The organism is Loktanella sp. SALINAS62 (assembly GCF_018263905.1).
Classification (GTDB): domain Bacteria; phylum Pseudomonadota; class Alphaproteobacteria; order Rhodobacterales; family Rhodobacteraceae; genus Loktanella.
Window position 1 is genome coordinate 14,682 of record NZ_JAAFZU010000055.1, and the last position, 15,455, is coordinate 30,136.

The 15,455-nt window shown below is 60.2% G+C and carries 14 protein-coding genes; 9 read left to right on the plus strand and 5 right to left on the minus strand.

What is annotated here, in order from left to right; translation table 11 throughout:
• Positions 1-90: 90 nt before the first annotated feature.
• Positions 91-1,074 carry an acryloyl-CoA reductase gene (acuI, locus tag GZH79_RS14545; protein ID WP_211644492.1) on the minus strand — a complete coding sequence of 328 codons (984 nt, stop codon included), beginning with the start codon at positions 1,072-1,074 and terminating at the stop codon, positions 91-93.
• Positions 1,075-1,171: 97 nt separating this feature from the next.
• Complete coding sequence (locus GZH79_RS14550; protein WP_211644493.1) at positions 1,172-1,699, minus strand: DinB family protein; 528 nt, start codon at positions 1,697-1,699, stop codon at positions 1,172-1,174.
• 317 nt (positions 1,700-2,016) lie between these two features.
• Between GZH79_RS14550 and GZH79_RS14555 the strand changes: the two genes are divergently transcribed.
• The 4 genes from GZH79_RS14555 (at position 2,017) to GZH79_RS14570 (ending at position 6,898) form a co-directional block, all read left to right on the plus strand.
• Positions 2,017-3,060 carry an ABC transporter substrate-binding protein gene (locus GZH79_RS14555; protein WP_211644494.1) on the plus strand — a complete coding sequence of 348 codons (1,044 nt, stop codon included), beginning with the start codon at positions 2,017-2,019 and terminating at the stop codon, positions 3,058-3,060.
• Between the two features lie 135 nt (positions 3,061-3,195).
• Complete coding sequence (locus GZH79_RS14560) at positions 3,196-3,543, plus strand: DUF4345 family protein (protein WP_211644495.1); 348 nt, start codon at positions 3,196-3,198, stop codon at positions 3,541-3,543.
• A gap of 68 nt (positions 3,544-3,611) precedes the next feature.
• Positions 3,612-6,080 carry a penicillin acylase family protein gene (locus GZH79_RS14565; protein ID WP_211644496.1) on the plus strand — a complete coding sequence of 823 codons (2,469 nt, stop codon included), beginning with the start codon at positions 3,612-3,614 and terminating at the stop codon, positions 6,078-6,080.
• 59 nt (positions 6,081-6,139) lie between these two features.
• Positions 6,140-6,898: a GGDEF domain-containing protein gene (locus GZH79_RS14570; protein ID WP_211644497.1), complete on the plus strand. Its 759-nt coding sequence runs from the start codon at positions 6,140-6,142 to the stop codon at positions 6,896-6,898.
• 76 nt (positions 6,899-6,974) lie between these two features.
• On the opposite strand, the gene GZH79_RS14575 is transcribed toward GZH79_RS14570, so the two are convergent.
• Together GZH79_RS14575 and GZH79_RS14580 are read right to left on the minus strand one after the other, a co-directional pair.
• Positions 6,975-7,574 (minus strand): biotin transporter BioY, encoded by a 600-nt coding sequence (locus GZH79_RS14575; RefSeq protein WP_211644498.1) that lies wholly within the window; start codon positions 7,572-7,574, stop codon positions 6,975-6,977.
• Positions 7,575-7,639: 65 nt separating this feature from the next.
• Entirely contained in the window at positions 7,640-8,059 is a 420-nt protein-coding gene (locus tag GZH79_RS14580) for a DUF6314 family protein (protein ID WP_211644499.1), read from the minus strand.
• Positions 8,060-8,134: 75 nt separating this feature from the next.
• Here GZH79_RS14580 and purB point away from each other — a divergent pair, with 75 nt between their 5' ends.
• From purB to GZH79_RS14600, 4 genes are all read left to right on the plus strand, one after another.
• Positions 8,135-9,442: an adenylosuccinate lyase gene (gene purB, locus GZH79_RS14585; RefSeq protein ID WP_211644500.1), complete on the plus strand. Its 1,308-nt coding sequence runs from the start codon at positions 8,135-8,137 to the stop codon at positions 9,440-9,442.
• 69 nt (positions 9,443-9,511) lie between these two features.
• Complete coding sequence (locus GZH79_RS14590) at positions 9,512-9,667, plus strand: hypothetical protein (RefSeq protein ID WP_211644501.1); 156 nt, start codon at positions 9,512-9,514, stop codon at positions 9,665-9,667.
• 71 nt (positions 9,668-9,738) lie between these two features.
• A complete protein-coding gene (locus GZH79_RS14595; RefSeq protein WP_211644502.1) occupies positions 9,739-10,785 on the plus strand; it encodes a FliG C-terminal domain-containing protein in 1,047 nt (348 codons plus the stop codon).
• A gap of 39 nt (positions 10,786-10,824) precedes the next feature.
• Positions 10,825-11,706 carry a lysophospholipid acyltransferase family protein gene (locus GZH79_RS14600; protein ID WP_211644503.1) on the plus strand — a complete coding sequence of 294 codons (882 nt, stop codon included), beginning with the start codon at positions 10,825-10,827 and terminating at the stop codon, positions 11,704-11,706.
• On the opposite strand, the gene GZH79_RS14605 is transcribed toward GZH79_RS14600, so the two are convergent.
• The gene (locus GZH79_RS14605; protein WP_211644504.1) at positions 11,703-12,398 is read right to left on the minus strand and encodes a DUF1223 domain-containing protein; all 696 of its coding nucleotides are present in this window, start codon (positions 12,396-12,398) and stop codon (positions 11,703-11,705) included. The genes GZH79_RS14600 and GZH79_RS14605 overlap by 4 nt on opposite strands.
• 229 nt (positions 12,399-12,627) lie before the next feature.
• On the opposite strand from GZH79_RS14605, the gene acnA reads away from it, so the two are divergent.
• The gene (gene acnA / locus GZH79_RS14610; RefSeq protein ID WP_211644505.1) at positions 12,628-15,405 is read left to right on the plus strand and encodes an aconitate hydratase AcnA; all 2,778 of its coding nucleotides are present in this window, start codon (positions 12,628-12,630) and stop codon (positions 15,403-15,405) included.
• Positions 15,406-15,455 lie beyond the last annotated feature (50 nt).

Sequence of the window (15,455 nt, forward strand, 5' to 3'; positions counted from 1 at the left end):
CGTTCCTCCTGTAGCCCGGGGCAACATGCACCGATTTTACGTCAAATATAGCTGTCGCTTCCACTTGCTGTGAGCGACATCGGACAGAGATCAGGCGTTTACATCGACAACGACACGTCCGCGCACCTGACCCTTCAGAATGTCTGCCCCCAACTGCGGCAGATCGGACAGCGTTGCGGGCTGGATCATCGCGTCCAGCTTTTCCAGCGGCAGATCCTTTGCAATGCGCTGCCATGCCCGCAGTCGGTTTTCATAGGGCTGCATCACGGAATCGATGCCCAGCAGGTTCACACCGCGCAGCAGGAACGGAATGACCGTTGCGGGCAGCCCCGCGCCGCCTGCCAGCCCGACAGCCGCAACCGATGCGCCGTATTGCATCTGGCCCAGCACGCGCGCCAGCATGTCACCGCCCACCGCGTCAATACAGCCGCCCCAGCGTTCGCCTTCCAGCGAGCGTTTGATCGTTTCGGCCAGTTCTGCGCGGTCGATGATTTCAGTGGCACCCAATCCGCGCAGATAATCCGCAGAGTCCGGCCTGCCGGTCACGGCCGCCACGTCATGCCCAAGATGCGACAGAATCGCTGTGGCGACCGATCCCACACCGCCCGATGCGCCCGTGACCAATACCGGGCCGTCCTTTATTCCGTGGTCTTCCAGCGCCATCACAGCCAGCATTGCCGTGAACCCGGCGGTGCCGATGGCCATGGCGTGCCGGGTATCCAGCCCGTCAGGCAGCGGCACCAGCCATTCCGCCTTGACCCGCGCTTTTTGCGCGTAACCGCCCCAATGCGCCTCTCCGACGCGCCAGCCGGTCAACACGACCCGGTCGCCCGGCTTATAACATTCGTGTTCGCTGGATTCGACAGTGCCTGCAAAATCGATCCCCGGAACATGGGGGTAATTGCGCACCAGCCCGCCGCCCGGCCCCAGACACAACCCGTCCTTGTAGTTCAGCGTTGAATATTCAACGGCGACCGTCACGTCGCCTGCGGGCAGATCATCCAGCGATAGCTGTTCCACCGCGGCATGCGTCTGCCCCTCTGCGTTTTTCTTGACCACAATCGCATCAAACATCGCATCGCTCCCTGACGTTGCGCGGCTGTTGCGCCACGCGTTGTTGTTGGTGTTCTTCAATGGCGCCGCACGACAGCGCGCGACGGAAAAAGGTGTGTCAGCCGGGCGCACCCGGAAACAGATCGTGATCGACCAATCCGAACAGATTGGCGTCGTAACTGTCATGGCCCGCTTTTGTCAGCGCGCCCATGACCATCGCGCGGTAATGGGTCTGCTGATTGAACATGTGCATGACGCAGACCGATCTGGGGGCGATCATGTCATCATGGCGGGTCAACGAATAGAACGCCATGTCACCGCTCAGATCGACGCTGGCCAAGGTATCGGCCCACATCCGCAGTCCGCCGTCGGTCCGAAACCGCGCGGTCCACCAGGCGGTTTTATCCGCCGTCATCGTCGCCGTGGCGTCCATTGCGGCATCTGGCACAGGCTGCGCGGCAAAGCGGTGCAACCACATCCGGTCAAGCCAGAGCAGGTGGTTCAGCGTGCCAAGGATCGATCCGTGCATCAGCCCCACATCGGCGTGCAGATCGGCGTCTGGTATCGCCTCAAGAACCGACCATAGGCTTTTGTTTTGCCACGCATTGTAACGGGCCATCATCCGGCAATAGGCGCGATCGATCATGCCATTCGACCTGTTGCGATCCATTGGTCTGGAATCGGGTTTGGCACCGCTGAAAGAGGCATGTCGGTGGACTGGTTCGGGCGTGATGCCATGGATGCTCCTTTTGCGGGCAAATTGATTGCAAAATGCGCGCCAATCCGGCGCCGTCGCTTGAATGATGGCCGATCCCTTACAATTTGACAAACCCCAAGAACGACAATTCAGGCGCATCCAGCGGCGGTGCGGCGCGAAACCCCGCAGGCCCCCGATGTCTCTTGCCGTTTCAGGGTCTAGGTTTTAGCGTCGCTTCAATTCAAAGGTTCAACAGGAGTTACCAAATGACTATCGCTCGACTTCTTGGCTCTGCCGCCCTTGTCGCCACTGCAACAACCGTTGCAGCGCAAGACAGTGACCTGCTTGTCTTCGATTATCCGGGTTTCGAAGTTCCGGAATTCCATCAAGCCTATATCGACACGCACGGCGACAGCCCGACCTTCAGCTTTTTCGGCGACGAAGACGAAGCGTTTCAGAAAATCCGGTCCGGTTTTCAGGCCGATGTCGCACACATCTGTGCAGGTTCTGTGACCAAATGGGCCGAAAGTGGCATTCTGGAAGAATGGGACACCAGCAGGATCGACGCGTGGGATGATCTGGACAGCAACCTGACCGGCGAAAACGTGGCTGCGGATGCCGGCGTTTACTTTGTCCCGACGGATTTTGGATCAACGGCCATCGCCTATAATCCTGAAGAGGTTCCTGCAGAAGACGTCGCATCGCTGAACGTGTTCCAGAACCCTGCCTATGCAGGACGGATGACGCTGCCTGACAACGTCGACGATGCCTATGCGCTGGCCTACCTCGCAACCGGTGTCGACAACTGGCAGAACGCCACCGACGCACAGTTCGAAGCAGCGTCTGACTGGCTGCGCGCAGTGCATCCGAACCTGCGGACCTATTGGACCGATCCGGCCGAACTGTCGCAGCTTTTGTCCTCTGGCGAAGTGCTGGTCAGCTGGGCATGGAACGAAACCTATCCCACAATGGTCGAAGAAGGCCGCCCGATCGCGTTTCAGCGTCAGGCTGCCGAAGGATCATCGCTTTGGCTGTGCGGCTATGTGAATTTGGAGGATGGACCCGGATCAGATGACAAGGCTTACGACTACATCAACGCGATGCTGGCCGATTCATCTGTCATGCCTTTGCTTGATGCAGGCTTTGGATCGTCCAACAAGGTCGCATTGAACGCACAGGTCAGCGAAGAAGACCTTGCCGCGTCTGGTCTGGAAGAAATCTCTGTCCCGGTTCTGGCCCAACTGCCGATGAGCAATGAAATGCGCGAACGTCAGGCGGAAACGTTCGAGCTGATCAAGGCCGGGTTCTGATCCACGCGGGATACATCAAAACGCGGGGCGGTCCAGTGGGCCGCCCTTTTGCGTAGATTTGCTAAAATAGAGTCGTCATCGGAACAATAACGGGCAAAACTGCTTTGGTCCCCCGAACAATCAAAGGACAACCCTATGGACATCCTCAATATCCTGATCGCGCTCGTATCCATCGGGTTCGGTGCGATTGGCTGGCTGGCGCCACGCTACACGATGGACGTGCTGGAAACCGCCACCAAAAACAACAGCACCATGGGCCTGTCCGAAGTGCGCGCAGCGTCCGGTGCGTTGTTCGTGGGGCTGGGGGTCGGTGCGCTGCTGACGGGTCTGCCGGGCGCCTATGCCGCCATCGGTTTTGCATGGACGGGCGGCGCGGTCGGTCGGATGACATCCATCATTCTGGACGGCCCCAGCAAGAACAAATGGATTTTCTTCGCGGTAGAAGCTGTGGTCGGCGTGACGGCCATTATCATCAACCTGTGAACCCCGCTGGTCTTGGTCGGCAGGACTGGTTAGACAGTCCGCCATAAACCGACGGCTAAGGGACAGGCATGGCGATCATATTCCGGTGGCTACTACGCTTGACGACAGCGCTGTTTGTGCTGAGCGTGGCGACCGTGACGCTTGTGTGGTATTTTGCGTCCCGCTCCTTGCCCGATCATGACGGAACCTTTGTCGTGCAGGGCGTGTCAGCGCCGGTTGAAGTCGTGCGCGACAACGCCGCCGTGCCCCATATTTTTGGCGAAACCGATGCCGACACATATTTTGCGCTGGGATATGTCCACGCGCAGGACCGGCTATGGCAGATGACGATGTTGCGGCGGACCGCACAGGGCCGCCTGTCGGAATTGTTCGGCCAGCGCACCGTCAGCATCGACAACCTGATACGGCGGCTTGATCTTTACGGTCTTGCGGTGTCGTCGGTCGCGGCCCAGGACACCGCGACACGGACCGCACTTGATGCCTATGCTGACGGTGTGAACGCGTGGCTGGATGAAATCAACGCGGGATCACGCGGGCGGGGTGCGCCTGAAATGTGGGTGTTCAACCATGCTGTCGCACCCTGGCAGCCTGCTGACAGCATCGCGATCCTGAAAATCATGGCGCTGCAACTGTCCGGTCAAGCCGATTACGAGGTGCTGCGCGCGCGCACATCGCTGATGGTGTCGCCCGAGCGGCTGCAAGATATATTGCCCGACGATCCGTCATCCGGCATCGCGGCACTGCCCGAATACAGCGCGATGATCGACGATGTGCCGCGCTATACCGCCAGCGCCGACACGTTGGACCCCGCCCTGTCGCCGCTGAAATCACATGAATTGTCGGGCGCATCGAACGCATGGGCCGCCGGTCTGTCGCGGTCGGCGGCGGGATCGACCTTGCTGGCGAACGATCCGCATCTGGGACTGACCGCGCCGACGATCTGGTATCTGACACGCTTGCAGCTGCAATCGGGCGACGTCATCGGGGCGACCATTCCCGGTTTGCCTGTCGTGCTGACCGGGCGCAGTTCCGATATCGGCTGGGGGGTCACGACGGCCTACGTCGACGATCAGGATGTGCATCTGGAACAAGTGAATCCCGACAATCCAAATCAGTACCGCACACCCGACGGCTGGGCCGATTTCAGAACCCGTGAAAGCATCGTCCGGATCAAGGACGCCCCCGCGATCACGCTGAAACTGCGCTGGACTGAAAATGGCCCCGTCCTGCCCGGCGATGTGTTCGATCTGGGCGCGGTTACCCCCGCCGGTCATGTGGCGGCGTTGTCGTGGACAGCACTATCCGGCGAAGATACCTCTGTCACCGCTGCTATGCGCATGATGGCCGCGCGCACGGTCGAAGGCGCGATCGACGCGGCAGAAGGCTATCTGGCACCCGCACAGAACCTGACGTTGGCAGACCGGACCGATGTGGCGCTGAAAACCATCGGTGCGATCCCGCGCCGCGATCCGATGCACCGCAGTCAGGGCCGAATGCCCAGTTATGGCTATGTTGCCGAAAACCGTTGGCAGGGCCGCATGCCCTATGCAGACAACCCCGAATTCATCGCCCCCGAAGGCGGTATTCTTGGCAATACCAACAACAAGACCGTCGACCGCCCCTTTCCCAATCATGTCAGTTTCAAATGGGGCGATACGCAGCGCATCAACCGCTGGCGACGCCTGATGCAAAGCCGTCAGGTCCACACGCGCGACAGCTTCATCGAGGCACAGCTTGACACCGTCAGTTTCACCGCCCGCTCTTTGCTTCCGCTGATCGGGGCGGATTTGTGGTTCACCGGCGAGGCCGCCCCCGACGGAACACCCCAGCGCCGTCGTCAGATCGCACTTGAGCTGCTGGCCAACTGGAACGGCGAGATGAATGAACATCTGCCCGAACCCTTGATCTATGCCGCGTGGTTGCGCGCGCTGCAGACCCGCCTGATCCAGGACGACCTTGGGCCGCTGGAAACCCAATATACGCATCCCGATCCGGTCTTTATCGAACGCGTATTCCGCGACGTGGATGGCGCATCGGTCTGGTGTGACGTGATTCAATCCGCCCCGACAGAAACCTGCACCGATATCGCAAGGATGGCGCTGGACGACGCATTGCAATGGATCGACGAATCCTTTGGCAAAAACCTGGAAACATTGCGCTGGGGCGACATGCATCAGGCGACCCACGATCATCCCGTGCTGGGCGACGTGCCGGTGCTGCAATGGTTCGTCAACATCCGTCAGTCCACATCGGGCGGTGACAATACACTGATGCGTGGCCGCACCGCAGGCGAAGGCCCCAACCCGTTCCGCAATGTCCATGCCGCAGGTTATCGTGGGGTTTACGATTTCGCGGACCCGGACAGTTCGGTCTTTGTGACTGCCACCGGACAATCAGGCCATTTTCTGTCGCGCTACTACGACAATCTGGGCGAGCTGTGGCGCCGTGGCGAATACATCCCGATGTCGCTTGACCCTGATCTGGCCCGCGCGGCGGCCTTGGGCGTCATGATGCTGCAACCGCAGGAAAGCGAGTAGCCGCGCGCATTAATACATCGCTAACGATTGCGCATTAGCATCCCGCGATGCGCAGGCACTTGGAAAAAAACTTTCTGTTTGTTGCCCGGTGGTTGGCCCCCACCGGCGGTTATGACATCGCGCTGAAATCCATCCTGATCTCGATTCTGATCCATGCCGCATCCTTGGCTACGGAATTTCTGCTGTTTGGAACGATCATTTACGCATTCTGGCCACGACTGGCGTTGACCGTCATCACCAGTCTGCCGTTTGTAGTGTTTGCGCTATGCGGGTTTGCCGTCGCAGTGCAAAGCCGTCAGCGGTTGCGCGAACTGGCGGATTCGGATGCGCTGACCGGCCTGTCGAACAGGCGCGCGTTTCTATCTGCCATGGCAGACGAAGCCAAACGCAACAGGTCAGGATACTTGTTGTTGCTGGACGGCGACGCGTTCAAGTTGATCAACGACACACTGGGCCATGCGACAGGTGACCGCGCGCTACAGGCGATTGCAGCCCAGCTTGCCCCATTGATTTCGCCAGATCTGACCGTGGCGCGACTGGGCGGCGACGAATTCGGGATTCTTTTGACAGGCGACGATCCAGACAGCCAGCTTGCGCGCGTAGAACAGTTGATTTGCGGCGGTGTCGGATTCAACCAGATGGATGGTGGTCAGGATTTGGTCGTCTTTCTGTCGGCAGGGGCCGCGGCGTTTGTCCCTGCCCGACCATCTGCGCTGACCATGCGCGAAGCCGACAAGGCGCTTTATGCGGCAAAAAAGCTGGGCGGCGCACGACTGATGCTGGCAGACTGCAGCATGCAGATCGCACGCTCTGCCTGACTGCCAACCGTCCCCACAGATGAAAAAAGGCGCCGCACAATGCGCGACGCCCTTAAATTCGACGGGTAAAGCTGAATCAGCCGCGCGCGTTCGCGACCAGCTTCCACACAGCGGGCACCAACAGTGCGGCCAGCACCAGTTTGACTGCGTCACCGATCAGGAAAGGTGTCAGACCCCATGCCACGATCGGCTGGTCCCAGCCATAAAGCACGCCCAACCACAACACACCCGGCACGTAGATCGCCACGTTGCCGGCGACCAGTGCAGCCACCATGCCTTTGACAGAGCGGTCGTAACCGGCGCGCGCCGCCAGACCCAGAATCATCGTCGCAATCACGTAGCCGACCAAATAGCCGCCGGTGCCGCCCATCATATAGGTCAGACCGGATGCATCCGCGCCGGTGCCTGCAAAGACATCCAGACCGATGGCGCCCAGAATCATGTAACCCATGATCGTCACAAGACCCAGACGCGGGCCGTAAGCGGCGCCCAACGTGAGCACGGCAAACGTCCCCATGGTGATCGGCACTGGCCACATCGGCACGCTGATCTTGGCTGCGATGGCCAGAATTGCGATGCCTGCGACGACCATCGCCGCCTGTTTCATCCGCAGTGCTGTGCCTTCGGTCGCGCCAAAGGTTTCGCCCAGCACCTTGTCCGTCATTGTCAGCGCCATGCGCCTTCCTCCTGTTCGATATGGTTTGACTATGTTTGACCCAGCGATCGCAAAGTCGCAAGGCCTCAGCGCCGTGTATAAAGGCTGGTCATCGTGTAATCCTTGGCCGGGCCAGTGACCGTCCAGACCGCACGCCAGACCGGCCAATCGCGAAAATCATAAGTCACACGATAATAATCTTGACCGCATGGGTGATCTGTTCCCGCCGCCTGCCCCGTCGGGACAAAACTGTGAAAGTCGCGCCCGTCGTCGAACTTCACCAACACGCGGTCTGACGTAAACTGCCACACATACGCCCGGCTTGCGCGAAACGTGCCACCCGCGTCCAGCGTCAGTGTCCCGTCTTCGCGGTACTGCAGCCCCGCCGCAGCCTGGGGTGTCAGATCTGCAAGACCGTCGAACTGCCCCGACTGCGCCCCGTGCCGATCCACGATCCGGCGCGTGATCTGCCATGTCCCTGCAAAATCGGCTTGCCCCAGCGTCATCGCTTACCTTTCCATTCCCGACGCCCCGCAGTATGACGCGCGCGATCCTGCTGCCAACCCGAAAGGCCCGCCCCTATGATCCCGCGCTATTCCCGTCCCGATATGGTTGCCATCTGGGAACCCGCCACGAAATACCGAATCTGGTATGAAATCGAGGCACATGCCTGTGACGCGATGGCCGATCTGGGTGTCATCCCCCGCGCCAATGCCGACGCGGTCTGGAAAGCCCGCGACGTGACATTCGACGTCGCCCGCATCGACGAGATCGAGGCCGTCACGAAACACGACGTCATCGCATTCCTGACCCATCTGGCCGAACACATCGGGGCCGAAGACGCGCGGTTCGTCCATCAGGGCATGACATCGTCGGACGTGCTGGACACCACGCTGAACGTTCAGTTGACCCGCGCCGCCGATCTGCTGCTGGACGGTATGGACCGGGTGTTGGCCGCGCTGAAATCGCGCGCGGTGGAACACAAGGATACGGTGCGGATCGGGCGGTCGCACGGGATTCACGCTGAACCCACGACGATGGGCCTGACCTTTGCCCGCTTTTACGCCGAAATGGACCGCGGGCGCAGCCGTCTTGTCGCCGCACGCGCTGAAATCGCCACTGGCGCGATTTCCGGTGCGGTCGGCACGTTTGCCAATATCGACCCCGCCGTCGAAGAACACGTCTGCGCCAAGATGGGCCTGACGCCGGAACCGATCAGCACGCAGGTCATCCCCCGCGACCGTCACGCCATGTTCTTTGCCACGCTGGGCGTCATTGCATCCAGCATCGAAAACATCGCCACCGAAGTGCGTCATATGCAGCGGACCGAAGTGCTGGAAGCCGAAGAGTTTTTCTCCAAGGGGCAAAAAGGCAGCTCTGCCATGCCGCACAAGCGCAACCCGGTGCTGACCGAAAACCTGACAGGCTTGGCCCGTCTGGTGCGCATGTCAGTGACACCGGCACTGGAAAACGTGACGCTGTGGCACGAACGCGATATCAGCCATTCATCCGTCGAACGCGCCATCGGGCCGGACACGACAATCACGCTGGATTTCGCGCTGCACCGTCTGGCGGGCCTGATTGAAAAACTGGTGATTTATCCGCAGAACATGCTGGATAACATGAACAAATTCCGTGGCCTTGTCATGTCGCAGCGAGTCTTGCTGGCCCTGACGCAGGCCGGCACCAGCCGCGAGGACGCTTACCGCCTTGTGCAGCGCAACGCGATGAAAGTCTGGGAAGAAGGCCGTGATTTCCAGACCGAATTGCTGGCTGACCCAGAGGTAACTCAGGTTCTATCCGAACAAGAGATCCGCGACAAATTCGACCTTGGTTATCACACCAAACACGTCGATACGATCTTTGCCCGCGTCTTTGGCAAGGGCTGATCGGTCGCAGGTGACGTAAGGTCAAACAGGTGGTATCTTTCCGGAACATTCAACCGGAAAGGAACCACGATGCTTGCACGACTTATGATCCTTGCCACGCTTTTGGTGACCCCGGCGGCTGCGGTCGCAGCGGGCTGCAGCAGCAGCCAGACCGCCATGACCTGTCCCGAAGGCGCAACAATTGACCACGAAACCGGAACCTGCGTCCCGGTTTCCACGAGCTGACGACCTGATATTGCGTGAACGCACCGGACCGCTTTACGGTGCGTTCACGTTTTGCCCCTTAGGCTGGGGTCATGCGCCATGATCCTGACATCAGCCCCAATTTGCCCCCGATCCCGCACCTGACACGGCGCAGGAAGGCCGCGATCATTGTTCACTTGCTGATTAGCGACGGTGGCAAACTGTCGTTGTCCGACCTTCCCGCGCGCATTCAGGAAGATTTGACTGCCGAACTGGGGCATATACGGCTGGTCGACCGGGACACGGTCAACGCGGTTGCCGCTGAATTCGCTGATCTGCTGGATGCCGTGGGGCTTAGCGCGCCCGGCGGCGTGATCGCCGCACTTGATGCCCTGTCGGATCAGCTGTCCCCGGATATCGCCACCCGCATCCGCGACCGTGTGACAGGCAGGCAGGAAACCGATCCCTGGGTCCGACTTAAAAATCTGGATAACGACACAATTCTGCGCGTGCTGACATCCGAAGGCCTGCAAATCGGTGCTGTGTTGCTGGCCAAGATGCCGGTTGCGCGTGCCGCTGATCTTTTGGGCAAATTGCCCGGTGATCGCGCCCGTGCGCTGGCGGTGGGCATAAAACAGACGGAACATATCGCGCCTGCCACCGTCACCCGGATCGGACACGCCCTGATCAATAGCTACAGCACCGTGACCGTAACCGCCTTTGCCGCGCCACCCGACCGCCGGATGGGTGCGATCCTGAACAACAGCCCCAGCGTCACGCGCGACGCCTTGCTGGACGGATTGGATAACGATGACAAACTGTTTGCGGCAGATATCCGCAAATCCATCTTTACCTTCAATGACATCCCAACCCGGATAAAGCCTGCGGATATTCCCATGTGCCTGCGCGATGTGGACCCCGCCGAACTGGCCGCGGCAATGTTTTTTGCCACGCAACAGGCTGGCCCGGCGGCCGCAGTTGCTGAATTTATTCTGGGAAGCCTGTCGCAACGCATGGCTGGCCAGATCCGCGACACGATGGAAGAAACCGGCGAAATCACCCCTGACGTGGGGGATGCTGCCATGAATGCCGTCAGCGCGGCGATCAGGGCGCAGGCCGACGATGGCCGCATCACGATGATCCCGTCCGAACCTGCCTAACCCCTTTTCAAAACGGGGGTTGCCGTCTAACCACACGGGATGACCGACCCAACCACCCACGGCAGTTTGAGCGAAAAACTGCAGGACGCCGCGCTGCGCAGTGTTCTGGCTGGCGCGATGCGGCTGCCGTATGAACGCCGTGTGCCACTGATGGGGCGGCTGGTCAGCCGCGCGTTGGGGCCACTGGCGGGATACAAACGGCGCGCCATGCGCAACCTTGCCATGATCCGGCCCGACCTTTCGGCCCAGAATCGCACCCGGATCGCTGACATGGTCTGCGATAATTTTGGCCGCACGCTGATTGAAAACTATTCCCATACGGAACTGGCCGCCCGATTGCAGAACACACGCCCCACGGGGGACGGTGTCGATGCGGTTGCGCAGGCCGCATCAGACGGGCGCCCGATCATTTTCGTGACCGGGCATTTTGGCAATTTCGAAGCGCCCCGGCACGTCCTGACGCAATCAGGCCTGACCATCGGCGGGTTGTATCGCCCGATGTCAAACGGCTACGTCGATGCCCATTACCGCAAGACGATGACCAGTTGGGGCGGCCCGGTGTTTGCCCAAGGCAAGCGCGGCACCATGGGTTTTGCCCGCCATATCAAGACCGGCGGCATGGGCACATTGCTGTTTGACGTCCACGTGACCGAAGGCACCGCAATCCCATTTCTGGGACATGACGCGCTGACGTCGCTGTCGGCAGCGGACATGGCATTGCGGTTCGATGCTTTGCTCGTGCCCTATTTCGGCATCCGGCAACCCGACGGTCTGTCATTCAAGGTCGAAGTCGATGCACCCATCCCCCATGACGCACCCCTCGCCATGATGCAGCGCGCGACCTACAGCCTTGAACAGCGGATTGCACGCCACCCGGGCCAGTGGTTTTGGGTCCATCGTCGCTGGAAACCCGGCCCTTAGGGCAGTTTCACCGCACCCAAAATCGGCCCGTCCGTTCCATCCTGCACGATCACCACGATCGGACCGGCGCGTTCCAGCGGCACCGACATATCCAAAGCGTCGGCAGTCATCCAATCCCCGGCAACGGTCCAATCGGTCACCACATTGCGGTATTCGATCGTTTTTCCGGCGTTTTCACCGCGCGTGATGTCACGCGTGACGGACGGTTCCAATGTCACGATCTGCACCGTGGCGCGGTCCGGCACCGCCCCTTCAGCGTGGGCCGCGATGAATAGCCCGTCACCGCGCCAGACGGCATCGACCACAACGGGATATGGCGTTGCCTGATGGCGCGCCAGATGCATCATCACATCTGCCGTATCGCTGCCGACCACGTCTTCGGTGCCCGCAATCACCATCTGCGGTGTATAAAGGTTCGGCGCATTCCATTTGTGCGCATAGCCGCGCTGCCGGTCGGTAAAGGCGGGTTGCGCCAGATCGTCCGCCCAACCGATATAATCCCAGTAATCAACGTGCAGGGCCAATGCGATAACCCCGTCGTGATCGGCAAGCTGCGCCAACAGGTGATCGGCGGGCGGGCAGCTGGAACATCCCTGAGAGGTATAGAGTTCAACCACCGTTCCGGTATGCTGGGCCGTCGCGGCCCCGGCAAACCCGATGCTGCATGCTAGAACGGCAAGTGTGTGACGCATCATCCGGCTCCATCTGGGATCGTGGACGGGGTAACGCCTCTGCCTTGAAATAACCAATCAACCAATTGCGACGTTCGCAAAGACACCGTTTTGCGCGACCTTCGGGTCACAGTTCACTTTCTGTATGCCAATGTATACAAAAATGCGTGCAGGCACTTGATCCCCCGGCTCGCCTGCTGCAAAACCCGAACTAAGTATTGCATCAAACGCAAATTCTGGAAGGGACATCATGACCGTCACCGTCGGCACAGATACCGCAAAGACCCGCAAGACATTGACCGTGGGCGACCGTTCGGTCGATTATTATTCCATCGACGCCGCGACAGACGCGGGGCTTGGCGATTTTTCCAAGCTTCCCGCAGCGCTGAAGGTCGTGTTGGAAAACATGCTGCGGTTCGAGGACGGCAAGACCGTCACGACCGATGATATCAAGGCATTTGCCACATGGGCCGAACAGGGCGGCAAGAACCCGATTGAAATTGCCTATCGCCCTGCCCGCGTATTGATGCAGGATTTCACAGGCGTGCCTGCCGTCGTCGACCTTGCCGCGATGCGCGACGGGATCGTCGCACTGGGCGGTGATGCACAGCAGATCAACCCGCTGAACCCTGTCGATCTGGTGATCGACCATTCGGTGATGATCGACGAATTCGGCAACCCCCGCGCGTTTCAGATGAACGTGGACCGCGAATACGAACGGAACATGGAACGCTATCAGTTCCTGAAATGGGGCCAAAAGGCGTTTAACAACTTTCGCGTTGTGCCGCCGGGCACCGGGATCTGCCATCAGGTCAACCTTGAATATCTGGCGCAGACCGTCTGGACCGACACCGATCAGCACGGCACCGAAATCGCCTATCCTGACACGCTGGTCGGCACCGACAGCCACACCACGATGGTCAATGGTCTGGCCGTTCTGGGCTGGGGCGTCGGCGGGATCGAAGCAGAAGCCGCGATGCTGGGCCAGCCTGTGTCCATGCTGATCCCCGAAGTCGTCGGTTTCAAACTGACCGGAGAGATGACCGAAGGCACCACCGCGACCGATCTGGTGCTGAAAGTCGTCGAAATGCTGCGCGAAAAGGGCGTGGTCGGCAAATTCGTGGAATTCTACGGCCCCGGTCTGGACAACCTGCCTCTGGCGGACCGCGCCACCATCGGCAACATGGCACCCGAATATGGGGCGACCTGCGGTTATTTCCCGATCGACAACGAAACGCTGAAATACCTGCGCCTGACGGGCCGTGAAGAAGACCGTATCGCGCTGGTCGAAGCCTACGCCAAGGAAAACGGGTTCTGGCGGCACGCCGATTACGACCCTGTCTATACCGACACGCTGGCACTGGATATGGGCACCGTCGTGCCCGCGATTTCTGGCCCCAAGCGTCCGCAGGACCACATCAATCTGGACCTGGCAGCCGGCGCGTTCGGGGAATACGTCAAAGGCATACGCAGCGGCAAGGACGCCACCGTCACGTCCGAAATTCGCTGGGAAGGCGAAGGCGGTCAGCCCGAACCCCAAAACATCCCCGGCGACGAAGGCCACCATTCGCGCGGCTACGTCAACAACCCACATGGCGAAAACTACCAGATCCACGACGGCAGTATCGTGATCGCGTCGATCACGTCCTGCACCAACACGTCGAACCCTTATGTGATGATCGGCGCGGGTCTGGTGGCCCGCAAGGCACGCGCATTGGGCCTGACCCGCAAACCGTGGGTCAAAACCTCGCTTGCGCCGGGATCGCAGGTCGTGTCCGCCTATCTGGAAGCGGCGGGCCTCCAAGAAGATCTGGATGCGCTGGATTTCGATCTGGTCGGCTACGGCTGCACCACCTGCATCGGTAACTCTGGCCCGCTGGAACCCGAAATCAGCAAGGCGATCAACGATTACGACATCATCGGCGTGTCGGTCCTGTCCGGCAACCGCAACTTTGAAGGTCGGATCAGCCCCGATGTGCGCGCCAACTATCTTGCGTCGCCACCGCTGGTTGTCGCCTATGCGCTGGTCGGTGACATGAACGTCGACATCACGCGCGACAGCCTGGGCAAGGACAAGGACGGCAACGATGTCTATCTCAAAGACATCTGGCCCAGCCAAAAGGAGATCGCAGAGCTGGTCGAAAAGACCGTCACCCGCGAAGCGTTCCAGTCCAAATACGCCGACGTGTTCAAGGGCGATGAAAAATGGCAGGCCGTCGAGGTGACGGACAGTGAAACCTACAACTGGCCGCCGCAATCGACCTATGTGCAGAACCCGCCCTATTTCCAGGGCATGTCCAAAGACGCCGGCCGCATCGCGGACGTCAAGGACGCCAAGGTGCTGGCATTGCTGGGCGACATGGTCACGACCGACCACATCAGTCCCGCCGGATCGTTCAAGGAAAGCAGCCCCGCAGGCCAGTATCTGATCGAACGTCAGGTGCCGGTGCGCGAATTCAACTCTTACGGATCGCGGCGCGGCAACCACGAGGTGATGATGCGCGGCACATTCGCCAACATCCGTATCCGGAACGAAATGCTGGACGGTGTCGAAGGCGGCTATACCAAAGGGCCCGACGGCGCGCAGACCTCTATCTTTGATGCGGCGATGGCCTATCAGGATCAGGGCAACCCGCTGGTGGTGATTGCGGGCGAACAATACGGGGCCGGGTCCAGCCGCGACTGGGCGGCCAAGGGCACCGCACTTTTGGGCGTCAAGGCGGTCATCGCTGAAAACTTTGAACGCATCCACCGGTCCAACCTTGTGGGATTTGGCGTGGTGCCGTTCGAATTCACCGGCGGCGACACCCGCACGACGCTGAACCTGACCGGCGAAGAAACCGTTACCATCGAAGGTTTGGCCGACGTCAAGCCGCAGCAGGTCTGCACCGCGCAGATTACCTATGCCGATGGCACGACCAAGGACATCCAGATCAAGTGCCGTATCGATACGGCGATCGAGATCGAATACGTCGAACACGGCGGCGTACTGCACTATGTGCTGCGCAACCTTGCCAAGGTCGCCTGATCCGTCAGACCTGTGACATTGAAAAGGGCCGCGCAGTCATGCGCGGCCCT

Bases quoted from the DNA above. Each gene is read 5' to 3' on its own strand.
- GZH79_RS14580 (WP_211644499.1), bottom strand. From the start codon at position 8,059: ATGACGCTGGGGCAAGCCGATTTTGCAGGGACATGGCAGATCACGCGC.
- GZH79_RS14595 (WP_211644502.1), top strand. From the start codon at position 9,739: ATGCGCCATGATCCTGACATCAGCCCCAATTTGCCCCCGATCCCGCAC.
- GZH79_RS14550 (WP_211644493.1), bottom strand. From the start codon at position 1,699: ATGATCGATCGCGCCTATTGCCGGATGATGGCCCGTTACAATGCGTGG.
- GZH79_RS14600 (WP_211644503.1), top strand. From the start codon at position 10,825: ATGACCGACCCAACCACCCACGGCAGTTTGAGCGAAAAACTGCAGGAC.
- GZH79_RS14565 (WP_211644496.1), top strand. From the start codon at position 3,612: ATGGCGATCATATTCCGGTGGCTACTACGCTTGACGACAGCGCTGTTT.
- purB (WP_211644500.1), top strand. From the start codon at position 8,135: ATGATCCCGCGCTATTCCCGTCCCGATATGGTTGCCATCTGGGAACCC.
- acuI (WP_211644492.1), bottom strand. From the start codon at position 1,074: ATGTTTGATGCGATTGTGGTCAAGAAAAACGCAGAGGGGCAGACGCAT.
- GZH79_RS14605 (WP_211644504.1), bottom strand. From the start codon at position 12,398: ATGCGTCACACACTTGCCGTTCTAGCATGCAGCATCGGGTTTGCCGGG.
- GZH79_RS14555 (WP_211644494.1), top strand. From the start codon at position 2,017: ATGACTATCGCTCGACTTCTTGGCTCTGCCGCCCTTGTCGCCACTGCA.
- GZH79_RS14590 (WP_211644501.1), top strand. From the start codon at position 9,512: ATGCTTGCACGACTTATGATCCTTGCCACGCTTTTGGTGACCCCGGCG.
- acnA (WP_211644505.1), top strand. From the start codon at position 12,628: ATGACCGTCACCGTCGGCACAGATACCGCAAAGACCCGCAAGACATTG.
- GZH79_RS14575 (WP_211644498.1), bottom strand. From the start codon at position 7,574: ATGGCGCTGACAATGACGGACAAGGTGCTGGGCGAAACCTTTGGCGCG.
- GZH79_RS14560 (WP_211644495.1), top strand. From the start codon at position 3,196: ATGGACATCCTCAATATCCTGATCGCGCTCGTATCCATCGGGTTCGGT.